Raw genomic sequence first — 16,384 nt, forward strand, 5'->3', positions numbered from 1 at the left:
TAGCTTGAATTCAGGAATATCGATGCGTCCACTTACCTCTCAGAACGTCGAGTCAGAACTGAGTTATGCGTATGTTCATGCCGTGGCGGCGAGCGCGGGCATGGGGTGCGAGGTTGCAGGCAGACATGACGATGGTGCAGGTGTCGACGCGAAGATAACAGCTTGGGGACCGTTCGAAGGTGGTGTGCTCCAAGAGGTCGATTTAAAGGTTCAACTAAAGGCCACGGTTAAGCCGCCTTCGATAGCCACGAATTGCCTTTCCTATAGTTTTGCCGGAATTTCGCGATATAATGACCTCAGGTTACCTGACGTTGCGACTCCGCGAATCTTGGTGGTGCTTTTCTTGCCCGCCAGCTCCGAGGATTGGCTCGTTCACTCGGATGATGCGTTGACACTAAAAAATTGCGCGTACTGGGTAAGTCTGCGTGGTGCGGCTGCTTCATCTAACGCAACCTCTCAGACGGTGTATTTGCCGCAATTCCAGAAGTTTGATCCAGCCGGATTGACTAAACTAATGAGTTCGCTGTCGAGATTTGACGTGCCGACCTACAAGGGAAACGTGCCGTGAGCGAAAAACCTGTCGTGACGCCAATGGACCTTCGCGACTTCCTGAAAGCTAAAGGTTGGTCACTTAACAAGGAAGCATTAGCACATCGCTTCTATGCGATGTCCAGTGCTCAGTTTCCAGAACGTCAGCTTGTTTTTCCGATGGATATTACTTCGGATTATGACGAGACGCTAAGTCGAGTTCTTGAGAAATTCGCTGATATAACGTCAACCAAATGGCAGGCTCTTTGGTCTCAACTCGCAACTATGCGTGACGACGTTCTGCGCTTCCGAATATTCTTCGATGGTAATGACCGGTCGCTCCCCCTGTCGTTTGCTTCAACACTCGTTGCCAGCACAGAGAAACTGCTCAAGTCGTCAGCGTGTACGGTTGTCATACCTCGCACTAACCACCCACGATTAAACCTCAATGAAGCTAATCAGTTTGTGGAGAAGTCCCGGTTTAATCAGACGGAGGAAGGTAGTTTCATTCTCAGTGTCTCCTGTCCAGTTAACGCCATGGACGCGCAAACTAAGATTGAGTTCGATGCCGATGATGCACCATTCGTAAGAAAGGTAACATTTTCTCTGCAAAAAGCTCTCGGGGAACTGTTGACTGCTATCGAAGGTGACACGCTCGAAAGCCTAGTAGATGACCTCAAAGGCTCGGACGCTCCACTAATTTCATCAAATCTGTGTGACGCCCTGTTGGGAATGCATGATGAGCAGGTCGATAACTCTCTGGATATCGGATTTGAATGGTCATCGCTGCGCGGCGCGCCAAAGACACATAATCTACCGAAACTACGATTCCAGCGTGATTATTTCTCGCGAGTCGAAGATGTTCGGAGGGAGCTTAAAGCTCAAGAGAAAGACGAAGCCGACTCGTTTATTGGTACAGTAGAGCGGCTTGAGGGGGAAATGGGCGTCGATGGGAGAAGATCGGGGCCGATAGTTCTTGCACTTCTGCTTCCAGAAGGAGAGATCGTGCGCGCGCGCACTGTTCTGGATGCTGAGGACTATGTTAAAGCTGATAAAGCTCATATGTCAGCGGGGATGTATGTGCGGGTTACTGGCGTTCTGAGGCAAGGTAGGCAGCCTCGTACACTTACTGATGCAAAAAGTTTCGAACTTCTCTCGGCCGTTAGCAGCCTTTGATTTCGACACTGTCATCTTCATTCGCGAAGCCTCCTTTGCCATTCAATGGTGCGAACGTGCGCAGCCTCGGATGGTCAGGTTAGGGGGCGCGAGGACTCATGAATTAGAGCAGCATAATTATTGAGAGCATTAGTTTCTCTCGACGAGAAAGAATAGTTGTCCTAGCCTATTGGCACTATGCATCTTCTCTAGCCCTTGCTACCTTGCCAGAATGCAAGTGCCTCTGAAACATCATTTTTTGCCCGTTTTTTATCTGAAGCAATGGGTAAACGATTCCAATGGGTTGTTGACTGAGTACAGCAAGCCCTATGGCAATCTGGTGAAGGCAAGACGCAAGCATCCCGAGGCTACCGGGTACATCACTCGGTTGTACGCTGCTGAAGGGCTGCCCGATAACCTCGCTAATGAGATGGAAAGAGATTTTTTTTCCCCAGTCGACAGCCAAGCTGCTGACGCGCTTTGGGTTATGCTGAGCAGGGGCGAGGTTTCACAATCCCAGAGAACAGCTTGGGCGAAATTCGTCGTTTCCTTGATGTGCCGAATGCCCGAAGACGTTCGCTTGAGTAAGGAGATGGTCGTAGAATTGGCGCGCTCGATTTCCCCTTTGCTCCGACCGTTCTATGATGCCTCTAGAAACCACGAGGAAAACGATCGGTTTGAAGAGCTTAGTGCCTCGTTTGAGGCAGCGTCGCCGAATCGTGCGCTTCGCCATCTTAAGCGCATGATATCTCATGAGAAGCTGCTCAGTGGGATAGAGGCAATGTCGTGGGAAATTCTTACTCTTGAGGGCAACCGACATCTGCTTACTTCTGACCGACCAGTTACCTATACGAGCGTTCTCGGTCACGTAGACAGCCACGTAGTGCTACCTGTAGGCCCCCGTTCCCTGTTCGTGGCTGCATCTGATGTATCTTTCGTCAGGAGACTTCGGCAGATGAAAACGAACGAATTGGTCGCGTTAGCAAATAGAGCTGCTGTAGAACAGGCTCACAGATACGTGTTTGGTTCGGATGACGAGCAATTGCGGTTCGTTCAGAACCGAATGGGACAATCTAGATCTCCGCAATTGGTCAAACGAATGATTGCATTGCTTCGGGAGAGGCATCCTACGTTTCTTGAAGCATTTTCCCGGGTTTCCGTGGAGCCAGAAACTCAAGAGCAACTAACCGCCTCCGTGAGGTGATTAGGGGATAGGGCGAAAAAACATAATACATGCCATTACAAAGAGACGATGAGATTACAAGGAAGATGGCGAAGATTTTTTTGCAAGCCGAGACAGTGTGGACCGCGAACAACCCGTAGCGGCCACAATACTGTTCCAGCTCATGCCGCTAGCCAGCATCTTCCGAATCGCAGCATTGCGTTCAGTGTCTTCGGGTCTTCCCCTATAGAGACCGTCTTCTTTCGCCTTAGCGATGCCCTGAGCCTGTCGCCGTCTACGGTCTTCGTAGTCTTTACGGGCAATAGCCGCGAGCATGTCGAGCATCATTCCGTTTATGGCATCTAGCATACGGCTTTGAATGTCATCTTTGTCTCCATCAGCGAGCATCCACGAGGTAGGCAGATCGAGCGCCACGACCCTAACACGGCGAGTTCGTATCTCAGTCTTTAGCCTATCCCAGTCCTCGGCGTTCAAGCGGCTCAAGCGGTCAACCTGTTCCACCAGCAATACGTCACCGGGATGACAATCACCCAACAGCCGGAAAAGCTCGGGGCGCTTAAGCGATGCCCCACTTTCATTCTCAAGATAGGTCGCTGCGATTTTAAGCCCGCGCTCTTCTACGAAGCGAAGCAAATCGTCCTTTGCGCGGCTGGCGTTTTGATCCTTGGTGCTGGCTCGAAGGTATGCGCGGATATGCATGAAAACCACCTAAGTTCGTTTTAAGTGGTTCTCTTATTATCGGTTCGTTTTGAGTTGTCAAAGGAATTTATCGAACCATTGAAAGTTTGGTTCCCGTGAGGTGTACTTAAATGACACCAGAGATTGCTAGTGGACAATCAATCTAAATCATAGCACCCAACTCAATCATGAGATTAGGTTGCGGTGTAAATCATCTTATGGGGGTATCGAAATGAAGCGGCTATATGCGCTGATATTGGGCGCGTTGATCTTGTCGGGGTGCGGAATGACGCTGCCATTGAAAGGCCAGACGGAAAGCGGGGACGAAACGTTTACAGGCAAGGCAACCGGCTATGTTGATGGCGGTGGGACGCTCGACCTTACCAGTAACAAAGGACTGAAATGCTCGGGTACATTTGTCTACGTCACACATCGCAATGGTGAGGGGACGTTCACATGCAGTAACGGCCAGAGTGGTTCATTCAGCTTCGTCTCGACCGGGACGCGAGGCACTGGTTCGGGATCAATCGGCAGCCGCAAGTTCACCTTCAGCTTCGGCTAGTCGCCTCTACGCCAAACACTCAGGAGGCGTTCAAGGAAGGTGCGCCCCTTCACGGTCAACTGAAGGACCGTTATGCGGGCATCATGTGATGCTGGCAGTTGCTCAACCAAATCAAGACCGGGAGCGCCGTGTCGGTTGATGGCTGTCAGCGCCACTATATTGCGAGACATGCCAGACTGGCTGATATCCATGAAGCGCAATAATTCGGCCTGCGAAATTCCCGGCTTCATTGCAATGAGCAGGAAGACCCCCGCCATCTGCATGGGCATTTCTGGATGTATTTCCCGGAACGTCTCAATCAATTGGAAAACGTTGAAGGCGTCTGCTTTATCGGCCATTTCCATCTGGCACTTAGTCCCCTCAGTTGAATTTCCGGCTAGAATGCAACCATCTGCGGCGCGGTCAAGAGTCGCCTTATCTGTTTGTTGAAGCCCGGGGGCCGAGGGGGGAATGCCGGGTGCCTTATATCTGATTTGGGGTCTCAGATTTTTTCACCAAACATTCCTCCTCTCCACGCTGCCATGCTGGACAACTCGATGAGACACGACAGCGGGAAGGAAGTAGATTGCATTCCGAAGCGGCGAGGCCCTTTGAGCGGTGTTCTCGGTCGGGATGGATAAGAGCACCCGAAAACCGAGAACGCCGCCAGAGCGCAACCACCGAAACAGAAAGCCGCTATTTATTGGCCCACGCACGCGAACGCATTGGCTTAGGCCACTCATAGGGCTTCGCCTGTCGCTGGCCGATAGCGGTCGAATAGCCCTGCGACCGCTTCTTTTCCGGGCTATCGCTGGTTGTCTGAGCTTCCTTCGCAGCTTCCCGCTGGGCGGAGATCGCCAATGAGGGAATGCGCGAGCTGGAAGAAGACTCGGCAGCCTGCCGGAACATCGTAGCTTTAGCCGCTGATGTGGACTTTGAGGCTGGTAGCTCTGCGGTGGAAGTGGTCTCACTTGACGGTCGAGGCGCGGGTGTCGGCGCGGAGTAAGTCTTCTTGGTCTTCTCCATCTCTTCCTTGGTTTTCGTGTGGTAGGACTTTCCCTGCCATTTGAATGTCGTCTTCCCGGCAGCGCGGGCAGCTTTGAAGGCGTCTCCGAAAGAGGTCATTAGCTTTCCTGTCGATTGATTGTTAGGCCGCCAAACGCTTCACAGCCGAAGCTGCCAGCCGCTCGTGATCGGCCTGGGTAATCAGCGCCACGGGGCCGATGATCTCGCCTACATTGTCAACGCGGCTTTCAATGAAAGGGATTTCTTCAGCGGCAAGTGCGGTGCGGAAGTCTCCGTCAGCGTCTGCTTCAAGACCGTAGAAGGGGCAGACATCCAGAGCCAGATAATGCGCTCTTCCCTCAAGTTCGATCATTCGCCATCTCATCGGCGGATTTTCATCATGTGAATCAATCGTGAGAGTTTTAATGCGGGGATAGGTCATTTTTTGTCTCTTGGTTGTGATGGTGTTACGCGAGGTGATCAACCGACCCGCCAAAGCGGACGGCTCAGAAATTTGCTGAAGGATGACTCTGGGAGACGTGGAAGGACACGGTTATTGCGCTGCGATTCCGCTGCCGTATTTCGCCAATCCAGCCCCGCCCCCGCGATCCTCAAGCCAGCATCCCAGAAGGACGGCTTAGCGGCTCGTTGAACCGAGTTGATGCGGTCCTCAGTGTTGGCGCGGATGCCCTTCATTTCGTTGTTGAGCTGCGTCATGCTCCATTCGGTGTTTTGGTCGATGCGGTCGTTGGCCTCAGCGGCTCGGCCGTCAAACTCCCTCAGGAGGGCATCGACCGACAGGCCGGTTACGCCCGCCTCACCGGCTGCTGCTGACGCTGTTGCTTTAGCTGCCCTCGCCTCGCGGGTGTTGTCGATTTTCTCGGCGGCTGCTGCCTCCTGTTCCTGCAACATGCGCTGTTGCGTTTGGAACATCTGATCACGGGCATTCTGGTTCGCCCTAGCCGCGTTGTCGCGGTAGAGCTGGTTCTGTTGCTCGGCGGCTGCGGCTTGCCCTTGGTAACTGACGACCTGCGAAGCTGCGCCAATAGTGAAGCCGATCATCGATAGCGGGTCGCACACTACGCGGCCTCCCGAGAAATCCCGCACCACTCGCGGTAGCGGACAAACCGAGGACCGTGCGCTTCTCCTTCGGCAACTGTAATAGCCGCCGCTTTCACAAGGTCGCGAATGAGCAGGCGAGGATATGGCCGCTCACCACCCCAAACCTCAAGCGGGCCATTCAGACCGAGGGAAGCCAGATGACGGCAGGCCGCCCCTGTCGGGTTCAAGGTCGCCGGAATAATCGTGGCACCGTCATAAGAGACGGTATAAAATTGCCCCCGCATTCCACGTTTGCAGGGCCGGATGTTGATGCGGTGTGGACCATTCGCGGGGGGAGTTGGCGTAGCTTCGCTGCCGCCTTGGTCAAGGTCGTTATCGTGCATAAATATTTCTCATTGTGTGGTGGAGACTGGGTTTTGTGGGCGGTAGAAACAGAAAGGCCCTCCCGTCAGCAACGAGGCGACAAGAGGGCCTAGGGTCCACCACGACCACGAGACATAGACGAGCTATTAGCCGGTCAACGCACTCTCAGATGTTGAGTGTCTAAAGAGACTGTGCGCGGATATTAAAGGAGACCTGAAGGATATATAGAAAGGTCTCTGAGGTTTTTTGGGGGGTGGGTTGAGGGTGTCATTCCAGCATCATCCATCATGAAGGAAATGTAGGGTCATCCTGATTTCATCAATCCACCCTCTACTTCCTTTCATTGGTCTTCCGCCGTTCGGGTCTATCCTAAAGGAGGTGGTAGTCCGGGTGTAAATCTGGGATTGCGTATTGCCGTTATACACAACCTCGCAAACGAGGTTCACGCCTGTAGAAGCGCCTGCCTGATTGGAGCTGCGGCCTCACCGTCTCGAAGACAAAGCAAATGGTGCAAGCCGGCTTCAGAAACTACAGACAAGCTAGGCCGCCCCCATTTCGGCTGTGGAAACCTGATCACCGCTTTGTGCGGGGGCTTCACGGGACGAACATACCTCGTATATCCGCGCCTCTTGTCGTGGATGCCAAGCGCCTTACAGACATCGGCAACAGGAAACCAGCGTTGACCGTCAATGAGTGCGCACCGGATGGTAGCATTGGCTATTGTGTAGGTGAAGAATGTCGGGGTGGTGGTCTCGTTCATCTGGGCGGGCTTTCTGTTGACGGCTTCCGCTCGGCGGGAAGTCGCAAATTCTCGGTTTCATGGTTTGCGGGGCGCTAGTACCGGCCAACGTGAGGACGTGTATATATGGCCGTTACCGCATGAGAAAAAACAGGTGTCTACCTCAGCGAGTGATGCCGTGGAACGCCTTGAACTTATCTAGAGCCGCGCGGCCCTTTACGGGTGACGTGGAGAGGACCAAAGCCTCAACATCGCCGAGGTCGATGCAGGGCGACGGCCAGCGACGGGCGAACACGTTGAGGACCGCTTTGAGGTCTGTCCGCTCATGGTACGAAGGCAGTGTCTTTGCGGCTTCGCGGACAAGGTGAAAACGTGTGTGCCAGAACGCCAGAGCGATGAAGGCTAGGTGTATTGTCGTGGCCTTCTTCCCAGTAACAGGGTTTACCCACAGCGCTTCCGTATATCCTGTTTCCGCGGCGACTGCTGTGACCACATCCTCTAGAACCTCAACGAAGCTTGGCCCGTGTACTCCCGCGAGGTCAATCCACCCGCCAGCTACCAGCTCGTCAAACAGGGCAGCCTTCTGGGCAACGGTGTATGTGGTCAGTACGGAGTTTATGTTGGACATGCTAATCCTCCGCGCAACTTTGGCGCGTGCTTTCGTGGTGAGTTTTGGGTGGAGTCTCGGGAGCGCCGCTGTCTATCCGAACGGCGCCGATTTATACATTAGGGTGTGGTAATCGACAGGGCTTAATTGCCGGATAAAAGGGCACTGGCGCAGCTTTGAAGTTTTACTTAGGGGCCTAAGTGAATAAAATTATCTCCGTGCAAAACGGCTTCTGAGTACCTTTTCTCAAATATAAGCTAGATCTAATGCTTTTACCAAGTTGCCTTATCGCTGCCGTCTACGCCTCGAAAGGTACTTGCGCGGCCGAACCGTCTGCCTGAGTTTCAACCTTAAGGCGTCAACGATGAGCGCTTCTCTGCCTGCTACAATGCGTCCATCAAATGGCGCGAGGCCACGCTTAAGGGCTTCGACAACGGCGATCTGAGGCTGTGTCTCTTGGTGATACTTGCGAAAGGTGACGACCATCAGCCGGTCCGCCATCGCAGCTCTACGACCTGTCGAGAAATGGCAGATAGCCCGGGCCTGACCTTCGTTGAAATAATACACATCGCCGTGCCGATGCATAAGGCCGCAATTCGCAAGAACGTTGCCGAGCAACTTTACGGTGCCGGTTCGAATATTGATAGGGCGGCGCATCCCAAGAACGAAGGCCAGATCGAGGTCAAGAATACGCGGCTCTCCCGCGATGATGTGAAGGGGGATTTCAGACATGGTGCATGTTCCCATGAACGGCAGAAAGAAGGCCCCGCGCATGGTCGCTAACGGGGCTGTTGGTGGTCACACAGCGGCGGGAGGCGTTGCGCTCTCAATTGGCGCTACCGCTTGAACAGGCCGCGCCCGACGCTCGATTACCCAGTGCCTCCACTTCCCAGACGGCCACTCGTACCAATCTTCCCGGCCCCAAGCGAATTCGTGGTCCGGAGTGAAGATGTAGAAAGCACCGGGAAGGCGGCAGACGATTTCGATGGAAAGGCCGATTAGAGGAAGCTTGATTTTCATGTGATGGTGTCTCGAAAGTGGAGTTGATTTGCGCTGTTCCGGCCAGAACGATGACGCTTAGACTCCAAGGAAATTATGCCGTCAATAGAATAAAATCATTATTTTTCAGTAATTTAACTCACATGTAAGTAGGTTGACTGTAGGTGGTTGAAAGGACTCAGAAAATCAGCGTGACGTGTGGATACGTTTTCTGCCCCCATGATGATGAGAACCCATTGTTTGAGACAGCGCCCGCCGCCTAAGCAAATCAAGAACGCGCACCCTGAGAGGGCGCTTAGCAGGTCTAAAAAGATGAACAGCCTCACCACCTTTAACTATCTCTCGTCAAACATCCGCGTAGTCGAGATCGATGGTCTCGCTCTCTTCGCAGCTTCCGATGCCTGCGCAGCTCTCCGCTACGCTAACCCCACCGATGCAATTCGTCGGCACGTTGGTCCATCACAGGTTCGAAACCTAGCGAAACGCGAGGTTAGAGATCAGGGTTTCCCCAACAGGGGAATGACGTTCGTGACTGAGGCTGGCCTCTACGACCTGATCTTCGGCTCAACTCTTCCGTATGCTCAGGAAATGAAGCACTGGGTCACTCGTGAGGTCCTACCGGCCATCCTTCAGAGGATGGTGGAACGCCAACGTGCCGAGAAGGAAGCTGCCGAGCTTAGTCCCGAAATTTCGGGAGTATGGTTCACCCTGGTCACGGTCGCACAGAAGGCTGGGTTCGATGAACGAAAGGCCCCTCCTGACTTCGAGATGGCCCGTGACGGCTTTGCCCGTCGCACGATGGGCTAATCCGTTTTAGATCGATGGAGTTTCCAGCCTAGTCCATGACAGTGCTCACAACGAGCATCTTGTACAATAGAGCGCAAGCATCTATCTTCGACAAACCCACGCCGTAGGCTGTGAGGCCCCTTTGCTAGAGGGTTAGATAAAGGGTCACGGTAGAGCGATACCGTGGCCTTTTCCTTGACGGTAAAGCGGCGACTGCACTGTTTGTCGAGGTTGACTTAGTCTGCGCAGCACACGCTCTTAACATACGTGTTCCCGACCGTCATGAATGCGTCATTTGGAACGGCCTGCTGCTCTTTCAACTGCTTGAGGAGTTCCGAAGCCTTCTCTGGCGGTAAGGTCTTTTGAAGGGCAACTGCGTACCACTTATTCGTGGCGAGATAAGCCGTTAGAGGGAGGCGAGATGCAGCGACAAAGGCAGCGGCCTCTGCGTAGTTGTCGAAGCTCTTGATTTGGATGTATCGGTTCTCAAAGGGCTGGGCCAAAAATTGATCCACCTTCACCCAGTTGTGGTGCAGATATCCCTCCTTGCCTTTCGCCCTTACCCTGTACCAACGCTCACCAACCGACAAAATCTCTACGCGGTCCCGGTTCTGCAAACCTAAAAGCTTTTCCGAGGATTGATCCTCTCCTGACCTCAAGAACTCTTTGCCTTTAGGAACGCGTAGAAGGCCGCTTCTCGCCAAGGGGATTTGAAAACGTGCATCGTCGTCTGCAATCCTTAAGCTTGGCAGCGCCTTGCTTTCTCGCGTGTCGCCTTTATCGACAGCCGCCAACTTTTGGTCAGAAGGCGCTCCGCTGCCCAAATCTAAGTTCGTGACGCGATACTGAGCCATTTCACTCTTCGAGAGATAGCGCATATCGTCTTTTTCGTACCGGAGAGACAATTGCAGCAGAGCTGGATCGACTCCCATCTCAGACAAATAGCTTATGGTCTCGGCTGTTTGATGCTGAATGTATGACACTGCGTCATCGACCGAAATGGCGGCAGCGTCGGAGAACGATGACTTATGTACACCTATCGACCCAGTTTCTGCCGCCCTTACTACGCCGCCCATGAATGCTAGAGCGCACGCGGACGCGCACTCAAGGCCCCGCGATTGAAATGTGGGCAGGCCAAGGGTTCGGATGAGGCGGCCGAGTTCTATCGCTTTAGACGGGTTTCCTCCGGGAGAATTGAAGCTGACTATCGCTGCTTTGTCGCCAACACTTTTAGCTAGTTGCAAAAATTGGCCGAAATTCTCAGAAGGCTCGAACACCCCCGATACAAGGATGATAGATTTTCCAGCGTCCACGGGCTCGACAGAAAATGTGAGAGCTGAGGCGGGGTTGCTCAGCAAGAAACAAACGAACGCAAAAGTTGCCGCGAAACAAGGCGCCGTCTTCATGTGCTGCACTACCCTCAAGATACCCCGCTCAGTATATTCAACCTTGCCTGTTGAGCTAGTGGCGAAACCCAAATTCATGAGTTTGGATATCGCTAGGTTCGAGAAAATTCACCTCTACCGGCCATTTCAAAAGCAGATGGTGAAGAGTGTGAGCATGGCGATTCGGCGTTAAGTGGAGACCTAAACGCTGAGGTACATAACGTGGTACATCCCGAGGTACGCGGCTATGCCTAAATCACTGTTTTTTCTGGCTGAAAAAAGGTTGGCTGGGGAACCTGGATTCGAACCAAGATCGACGGAGTCAGAGTCCGCTGTTCTACCATTGAACTATTCCCCAAAAGCCTGAAACGCGTTGTCGCGTTCGCTTTGGTGGGTCGTCATATAGATGATTTATTCCGGGGCGCAAGTCGAAAAAATCGAAAAATGCGTTTTATCCTGCTTTTGCCTTTCGTCTCTGTGTCAAAGCCTTGCGCGGGTGGAGCGCGGGGTGGAGAGCAGCAGGCTGGTCTCGCTGCCGGTAATCCCGGGCACGAGGCGGATGCGGCGGAGCACGGCGTCGAAATCGCTAAGTGTTGCTGCATTCAGTTCCACGATCAGATCCCAGCGGCCGTTGGTGGTGTGGATTTCGGAGATTTCCGGAAAGCCGCCGAGCGTGCGGATAACGCGGTCCGTCACATAGCCTTCAATCTCGATCATCATGATGCCGCGGATTGCGGCCTCCACGGCGTCGGCGCGCAGGATAACGGTATAACCGATGATCGTACCGTCATTTTCCATTCTTTCGATGCGCGAGCGAACCGTCGCGCGCGAGGTTTCAGTCTCCACGGCCAGGTCGGAGATGCTGCGCCGGCCATTATGCCGCAGAAGGGTGATGAGGCGTTCGTCGAGTTTGTCCATACCTGCCATTTCGATAAAATGATTTTACCAAAACGGTAGCTTATTTCGATAATATTGCCAATCTTTGATGTTCGTTCTGCCATGTCTCCGTGGTCTAGTGGAGTTATCGGTAGGGAAAATGAGGACGGGAATGGATATCAGGCTTGTTGGTGCGCCGTTGCAGATCGGGGCCGGGCAATTGGGATGCGAAATGGGGCCGAGCGCCTATCGCGTCGCGGGGCTTGCCCATGCCCTCGAAGAGCTGGGGCATCGGGTGGTGGATACGGGCAATGTGATGCCCGCGCCGCTTCGGGAATTTTGCCATCCGAATCCTGCCGTACACCATCTTTCCGAAACAGTGGCCTGGACAGAGGCGCTGACGGAAGCGGCCTATCGCGAAAGCGCGGACGCCGTGCCGATCTTCCTCGGCGGCGACCATGCGATTTCGGCGGGGACGGTTGCCGGCATGGCGCGCCGCGTGGCTGAGACGGGTCGGCCATTCTTCGTCCTCTGGCTCGATGCTCATACAGATTATCATACCCTTGAAACCACACGCAGCGGCAATTTGCATGGCACGCCGGTCGCCTATTTCAGCGGGCGTGACGGTTTTTCCGGTTATTTCCCGCCGCTTTCCCATGCTGTTCCCGAAGAGAATATCGGCATGATCGGCATCCGCAGCGTCGACCCTGCCGAGAGGGCCGCTCTGGAAAAAAGCGGCATCACCGTTCACGACATGCGTTCGATTGACGAGCATGGCGTTGCCGTGCTGCTGCGTGAATTCCTGGCGCGGGTTCAGGCGGCAAACGGGCTTTTGCATGTCAGCCTCGATGTCGATTTTCTGGAGCCGTCCATCGCGCCGGCTGTCGGCACCACGGTTCCGGGCGGCGCGACATTCCGCGAAGCCCATCTTGTCATGGAGATGCTGCATGACAGCGGGCTGGTCTGCAGCCTCGATCTCGTGGAACTCAATCCGTTTCTCGATGAGCGCGGCAGGACCGCGACGCTGATGGTGGATCTTGCCACCAGCCTGATGGGCAAGCGGGTCATGGACCGCCCGACGCGGGCCGGCTGAAAGGGGTGATGTGATGACCGTGATACCAAACCTCAATATCGTGCCTTTCGTCAGCGTCGATCACATGATGAAGCTGGTGCTCAAGGTGGGCATCGACACGTTCCTGCGTGAGCTCGCCGATGTGGTGGAGGAGGATTTCCGTCGCTGGCAAAGCTTCGACAAGACCCCGCGCATCGCCTCCCATTCGATGGAGGGTGTCATCGAGCTGATGCCGACCAGCGACGGCACGCTTTACGGCTTCAAATATGTCAACGGCCACCCGAAGAACATGAAGGAGGGCCGCCAGACCGTGACGGCCTTCGGCGTGCTTTCCGATGTGGGCAATGGTTATCCGCTGCTTCTGACCGAAATGACGATCCTGACCGCGCTGCGCACTGCCGCCACCTCCGCCGTCGCGGCGAAATATCTCGCCCGCCAAAACGCCCGTTCCATGGCCATTATCGGCAATGGCGCACAGAGCGAATTCCAGGCGCGGGCGTTCAAGGCCATTCTCGGCATCGATACGTTGCGGCTGTTTGACATCGACCGCTCCGCCAGCGAGAAATGCGCCCGCAATCTCGCCGGGCAGGGCTTTGCCATCAAGATCTGCGACAGCGCGGAAGAAGTGGTGGAAGGCGCGGATATCGTCACGACGGTCACTGCCGACAAGCAATATGCGACGATCCTGACTGACAACATGGTCGGCCCCGGCATCCACATCAACGCTGTTGGCGGGGATTGTCCCGGCAAGACGGAATTGCACCGGGATATTCTGTTGCGATCCGACATTTTTGTCGAATATCCGCCGCAGACGCGTATTGAGGGCGAAATTCAGCAATTGCCGCCGGATTACCCCGTTACCGAGCTGTGGCGGGTCATAACGGGTGAACAGCAAGGCCGGGCAAACGACAGGCAGATCACATTGTTCGACAGCGTGGGTTTCGCGACTGAGGATTTTTCGGCGCTGCGTTATGTACGCTCAAAACTGCCGTCCACCGGGCTCTATACGGAGTTGGACCTGCTGGCGGACCCGGATGAGCCGCGGGATCTTTTCGGGATGCTGCTGCGCTGCGAGGCGGCTCTCGTCTAGGCCGGCTCCGGCCGGCAAGCATATCAGCCTTGCCGGCGACCCTTCCTTGCGGTCATGTGTTCCCGCCAGATGGTGAAAAGACCTGCTGCTATGACGATGGCCGCGCCGATCACCATATTGGAAGTCACGACCTCGCCATAGATGGTGACGCCGATGATGGAGACGAGCACGAGCTGGTAATAGGAAAAAGGCTGCACGGAAGCCGCGTCCGACAGTTCGAAGGCTTTAATCAGGCAGTAATGGCCGCTCATGCCGGTAATGCACAGGGCCAGCATCCATCCCCAGTCATGGGGCGCCAGACTGACCCAATAAAACGGGCCAACCAGCGTCAGGGCGGCCGCGCCCGCCACGCCGGTATAAAAGAAGCTTGTCATGGCCGTATCGCTCCGGCTGCCGAGCCGCGTCAGCACACCATAAAGCGCCAGCATGAATGCGGCGACGAAGGTGATCAGCAGGCTCTTGTCGAAACCTTCGCCATCGGGTTTGAGAATAACGAGAACGCCGATGAAACCGACAAAAATAGCGCACCAACGCCGCCAGCCCACTTTTTCTCCCAGCAGCGGTACGGAAAGCGCCGCGACGATGAGCGGGGCGGAAGCGATGATGGAATGGCTGTGGGCAAGGCCGACGATTGCGAAGGAGAAAATCGAAAAGACGATCTGTACGGCAAGGAGGACACCACGGCTGATCTGCAGCCAGGGGCGATTGGCGATGGCGGCACCGCGAATGCCGCCTGAAGACTTTGCCGCCATCAGCAGAACGAAAACGGCAAAGGCCCAATAGCGCAACATGGCGACGAAGACCGGTGGGTAGGCGCTGCCCAGATGTTTCGATATGCCATCCTGCGCCGCAAAGATCGTGAAGGCGACAAGCGCATAAAGAAAACCGGTCTTGGCTGATGGCATGGAAAAACCGCTGTCCGGAGTTTGCCGGCAAAAAAAGGATTCGGCGTGAATGAGATGGATATGGCCATATGTTATGGCCGCACCTTGTCAGACAACCTTATTTTCCGAATAGCAGCCATGCAAGCCCGGAAGCAGCCTGTTGTGGATTTGAGCGCCGCGGATCAATGTGGGATCTGGACGATGTGCCCGATATGCCCGCTGGCGAGGCCTTGGGAAAGGCACGGCTGTCCGCCGTCGACAATTGCGCGGCGGACAGAGAGTTCGGCAAGACGCGCGGCGCTACGGCCGCTACCTCAGGCGATCGTCACGACCGTTTTCGACGTTGCGGATTTCAGCGCCGCATCGGCGAGCTTCAGCGCGATCAAACCGTCCTTGATGGAAGGAGAGGGCGCGGTGTTATTTTCAATGCTGTCAATGAAAGCAGTGATTTCCGCAGCATAGGCTGCCGTGTAACGCGTCATGAAGAAATCATGCAGCGGTGGCCGGGTGTAACCATCCGCATTGGCGATTTCGATGGAAACCGGGCGCTGGTTTTCTGCCGCTGCCGAACCGAGCGAACCGTGTACCTCGATGCGCTGGTCGTAACCATAGGTCGCGCGGCGAGAGTTTGAAATAATCGCCTGCCTGCCTCTTTTCGTCGTCAGAATGATGCTGGCGCTGTCGAAATCACCGAGTGCGCCGATCTCCGGATTGACCAGAACGGAGCCGGTGGCGAACACACTTTCCACTTCCTCACCGAGCAGGAAACGGGCCATGTCGAAATCATGAATGGTCATGTCGCGGAAAATGCCGCCGGAAACCTTGATATATTCGGCCGGGGGCGGGCCGGGATCGCGACTGGTGATTGTCACCATTTCGACCTTGCCGATGCGGCCGTCGTCGATCGCCTTGTGAACAGCCTGAAAATGCGGGTCGAAACGCCTGTTGAAACCGAGCATGACCTTCGCACCGGTCTCTTCCACCACCTTGGCGCAGGCTTCCGCGCGGGCAACATCGAGATCAACGGGCTTTTCGCAGAAGATCGCCTTGCCGGCGCGGGCGAAACGCTCGATCAGATCCGCATGGGTGTTGGTCGGCGTGCAGATGATGACCGCGTCGATGGTTTCGTCGGCCAGAACCTCCCCGATCGTGCTGACCTTGCAGTGGGCCTCCCGCGCGATTGCTTCCGCAGCGCCGGCCATGGCGTCCACGACAGCCACCAGCTGCGCGCGGCTGTCGGTGGTGATCGCCTTTGCATGGACCTTGCCGATCCGCCCGGCGCCAAGCAGGGCCAATTTCGTAACCATTTTTCCTCCGGTTCCTTCACACGTCCGCCCGTCACTCCCGGAGAGGCAGAATATGAATGCAAACAATGTTTCGATATAGAATATATGTTCCATTTTGCTAGATCGACAGGCATGGCGTGTCAAG

General features: G+C 54.9%; 18 protein-coding genes and 1 tRNA gene. 7 read left to right on the top strand and 12 right to left on the bottom strand.

Translation table 11 applies throughout. The annotated features are described in order from the left end of the window. Nucleotides 1–22 precede the first annotated feature (22 nt). The 3 genes from BTN45_RS19820 to BTN45_RS19830 all read left to right on the top strand — a co-directional run bounded on the left by BTN45_RS19820 (nt 23) and on the right by BTN45_RS19830 (nt 2,887). The gene (locus tag BTN45_RS19820) at nt 23–568 is read left to right on the top strand and encodes a DUF4365 domain-containing protein (protein ID WP_207590677.1); all 546 of its coding nucleotides are present in this window, start codon (nt 23–25) and stop codon (nt 566–568) included. Further along, complete coding sequence (locus tag BTN45_RS19825) at nt 565–1,704, top strand: hypothetical protein (RefSeq protein ID WP_207590679.1); 1,140 nt, start codon at nt 565–567, stop codon at nt 1,702–1,704. The genes BTN45_RS19820 and BTN45_RS19825 overlap by 4 nt, the downstream gene beginning before the upstream one ends. Before the next feature lie 217 nt (nt 1,705–1,921). Continuing rightward, on the top strand, nt 1,922–2,887 hold the full coding sequence (locus BTN45_RS19830) for a DUF4238 domain-containing protein (RefSeq protein ID WP_207590681.1): 966 nt from the start codon (nt 1,922–1,924) through the stop codon (nt 2,885–2,887). A gap of 54 nt (nt 2,888–2,941) precedes the next feature. Here BTN45_RS19830 and BTN45_RS19835 read toward each other — a convergent pair whose 3' ends face one another. Beyond that, entirely contained in the window at nt 2,942–3,565 is a 624-nt protein-coding gene (locus BTN45_RS19835; protein WP_207590683.1) for a recombinase family protein, read from the bottom strand. Between the two features lie 265 nt (nt 3,566–3,830). Between BTN45_RS19835 and BTN45_RS19840 the strand changes: the two genes are divergently transcribed. After that, nucleotides 3,831–4,106: a hypothetical protein gene (locus BTN45_RS19840; protein ID WP_207590685.1), complete on the top strand. Its 276-nt coding sequence runs from the start codon at nt 3,831–3,833 to the stop codon at nt 4,104–4,106. Here BTN45_RS19840 and BTN45_RS19845 read toward each other — a convergent pair. The 6 genes from BTN45_RS19845 to BTN45_RS19875 form a co-directional block, all read right to left on the bottom strand. Next, nucleotides 4,103–4,450: a MarR family winged helix-turn-helix transcriptional regulator gene (locus tag BTN45_RS19845; protein ID WP_207590687.1), complete on the bottom strand. Its 348-nt coding sequence runs from the start codon at nt 4,448–4,450 to the stop codon at nt 4,103–4,105. The genes BTN45_RS19840 and BTN45_RS19845 overlap by 4 nt on opposite strands. Nucleotides 4,451–4,781: 331 nt before the next feature. Next, a complete protein-coding gene (locus BTN45_RS19850; protein WP_207590689.1) occupies nt 4,782–5,210 on the bottom strand; it encodes a hypothetical protein in 429 nt (142 codons plus the stop codon). 22 nt (nt 5,211–5,232) lie between these two features. Then, nucleotides 5,233–5,532, bottom strand: coding sequence for a hypothetical protein (locus BTN45_RS19855; protein ID WP_207590690.1), 300 nt, complete (start codon nt 5,530–5,532; stop codon nt 5,233–5,235). Between the two features lie 38 nt (nt 5,533–5,570). Then, on the bottom strand, nt 5,571–6,152 hold the full coding sequence (locus BTN45_RS19860) for a hypothetical protein (protein WP_207590691.1): 582 nt from the start codon (nt 6,150–6,152) through the stop codon (nt 5,571–5,573). 1,265 nt (nt 6,153–7,417) lie between these two features. After that, on the bottom strand, nt 7,418–7,882 hold the full coding sequence (locus tag BTN45_RS19870; protein ID WP_207590693.1) for a hypothetical protein: 465 nt from the start codon (nt 7,880–7,882) through the stop codon (nt 7,418–7,420). Between the two features lie 264 nt (nt 7,883–8,146). Further along, nucleotides 8,147–8,593: a hypothetical protein gene (locus tag BTN45_RS19875; RefSeq protein WP_207590694.1), complete on the bottom strand. Its 447-nt coding sequence runs from the start codon at nt 8,591–8,593 to the stop codon at nt 8,147–8,149. A gap of 579 nt (nt 8,594–9,172) precedes the next feature. On the opposite strand from BTN45_RS19875, the gene BTN45_RS19880 reads away from it, so the two are divergent. Next, nucleotides 9,173–9,667, top strand: coding sequence for a BRO family protein (locus tag BTN45_RS19880; protein ID WP_207590695.1), 495 nt, complete (start codon nt 9,173–9,175; stop codon nt 9,665–9,667). Between the two features lie 215 nt (nt 9,668–9,882). On the opposite strand, the gene BTN45_RS19885 is transcribed toward BTN45_RS19880, so the two are convergent. The 3 genes from BTN45_RS19885 to BTN45_RS19895 all read right to left on the bottom strand — a co-directional run bounded on the left by BTN45_RS19885 (nt 9,883) and on the right by BTN45_RS19895 (nt 11,949). Further along, the gene (locus BTN45_RS19885; protein WP_207590697.1) at nt 9,883–11,052 is read right to left on the bottom strand and encodes an SH3 domain-containing protein; all 1,170 of its coding nucleotides are present in this window, start codon (nt 11,050–11,052) and stop codon (nt 9,883–9,885) included. A gap of 263 nt (nt 11,053–11,315) precedes the next feature. Beyond that, nucleotides 11,316–11,389 (bottom strand) — tRNA-Gln (locus BTN45_RS19890). A gap of 122 nt (nt 11,390–11,511) precedes the next feature. Beyond that, nucleotides 11,512–11,949, bottom strand: a complete 438-nt coding sequence (locus tag BTN45_RS19895) for an Lrp/AsnC family transcriptional regulator (protein WP_137069749.1) — start codon at nt 11,947–11,949, stop codon at nt 11,512–11,514. Between the two features lie 130 nt (nt 11,950–12,079). On the opposite strand from BTN45_RS19895, the gene rocF reads away from it, so the two are divergent. Together rocF and BTN45_RS19905 are read left to right on the top strand one after the other, a co-directional pair. Beyond that, nucleotides 12,080–13,000 (top strand): arginase, encoded by a 921-nt coding sequence (rocF, locus tag BTN45_RS19900; protein ID WP_072495012.1) that lies wholly within the window; start codon nt 12,080–12,082, stop codon nt 12,998–13,000. 13 nt (nt 13,001–13,013) lie between these two features. Beyond that, entirely contained in the window at nt 13,014–14,069 is a 1,056-nt protein-coding gene (locus tag BTN45_RS19905; protein WP_207590699.1) for an ornithine cyclodeaminase, read from the top strand. A 23-nt stretch (nt 14,070–14,092) separates the two neighbouring features. On the opposite strand, the gene BTN45_RS19910 is transcribed toward BTN45_RS19905, so the two are convergent. Both BTN45_RS19910 and iolG read right to left on the bottom strand, forming a co-directional pair. After that, nucleotides 14,093–14,974 (bottom strand): DMT family transporter, encoded by an 882-nt coding sequence (locus BTN45_RS19910; RefSeq protein WP_044459498.1) that lies wholly within the window; start codon nt 14,972–14,974, stop codon nt 14,093–14,095. A 293-nt stretch (nt 14,975–15,267) separates the two neighbouring features. Further along, nucleotides 15,268–16,260, bottom strand: a complete 993-nt coding sequence (iolG, locus tag BTN45_RS19915) for an inositol 2-dehydrogenase (RefSeq protein ID WP_207590701.1) — start codon at nt 16,258–16,260, stop codon at nt 15,268–15,270. Nucleotides 16,261–16,384 lie beyond the last annotated feature (124 nt).

This window comes from Rhizobium sp. ZX09, assembly GCF_017357485.1.
GTDB lineage: Bacteria > Pseudomonadota > Alphaproteobacteria > Rhizobiales > Rhizobiaceae > Agrobacterium > Agrobacterium pusense.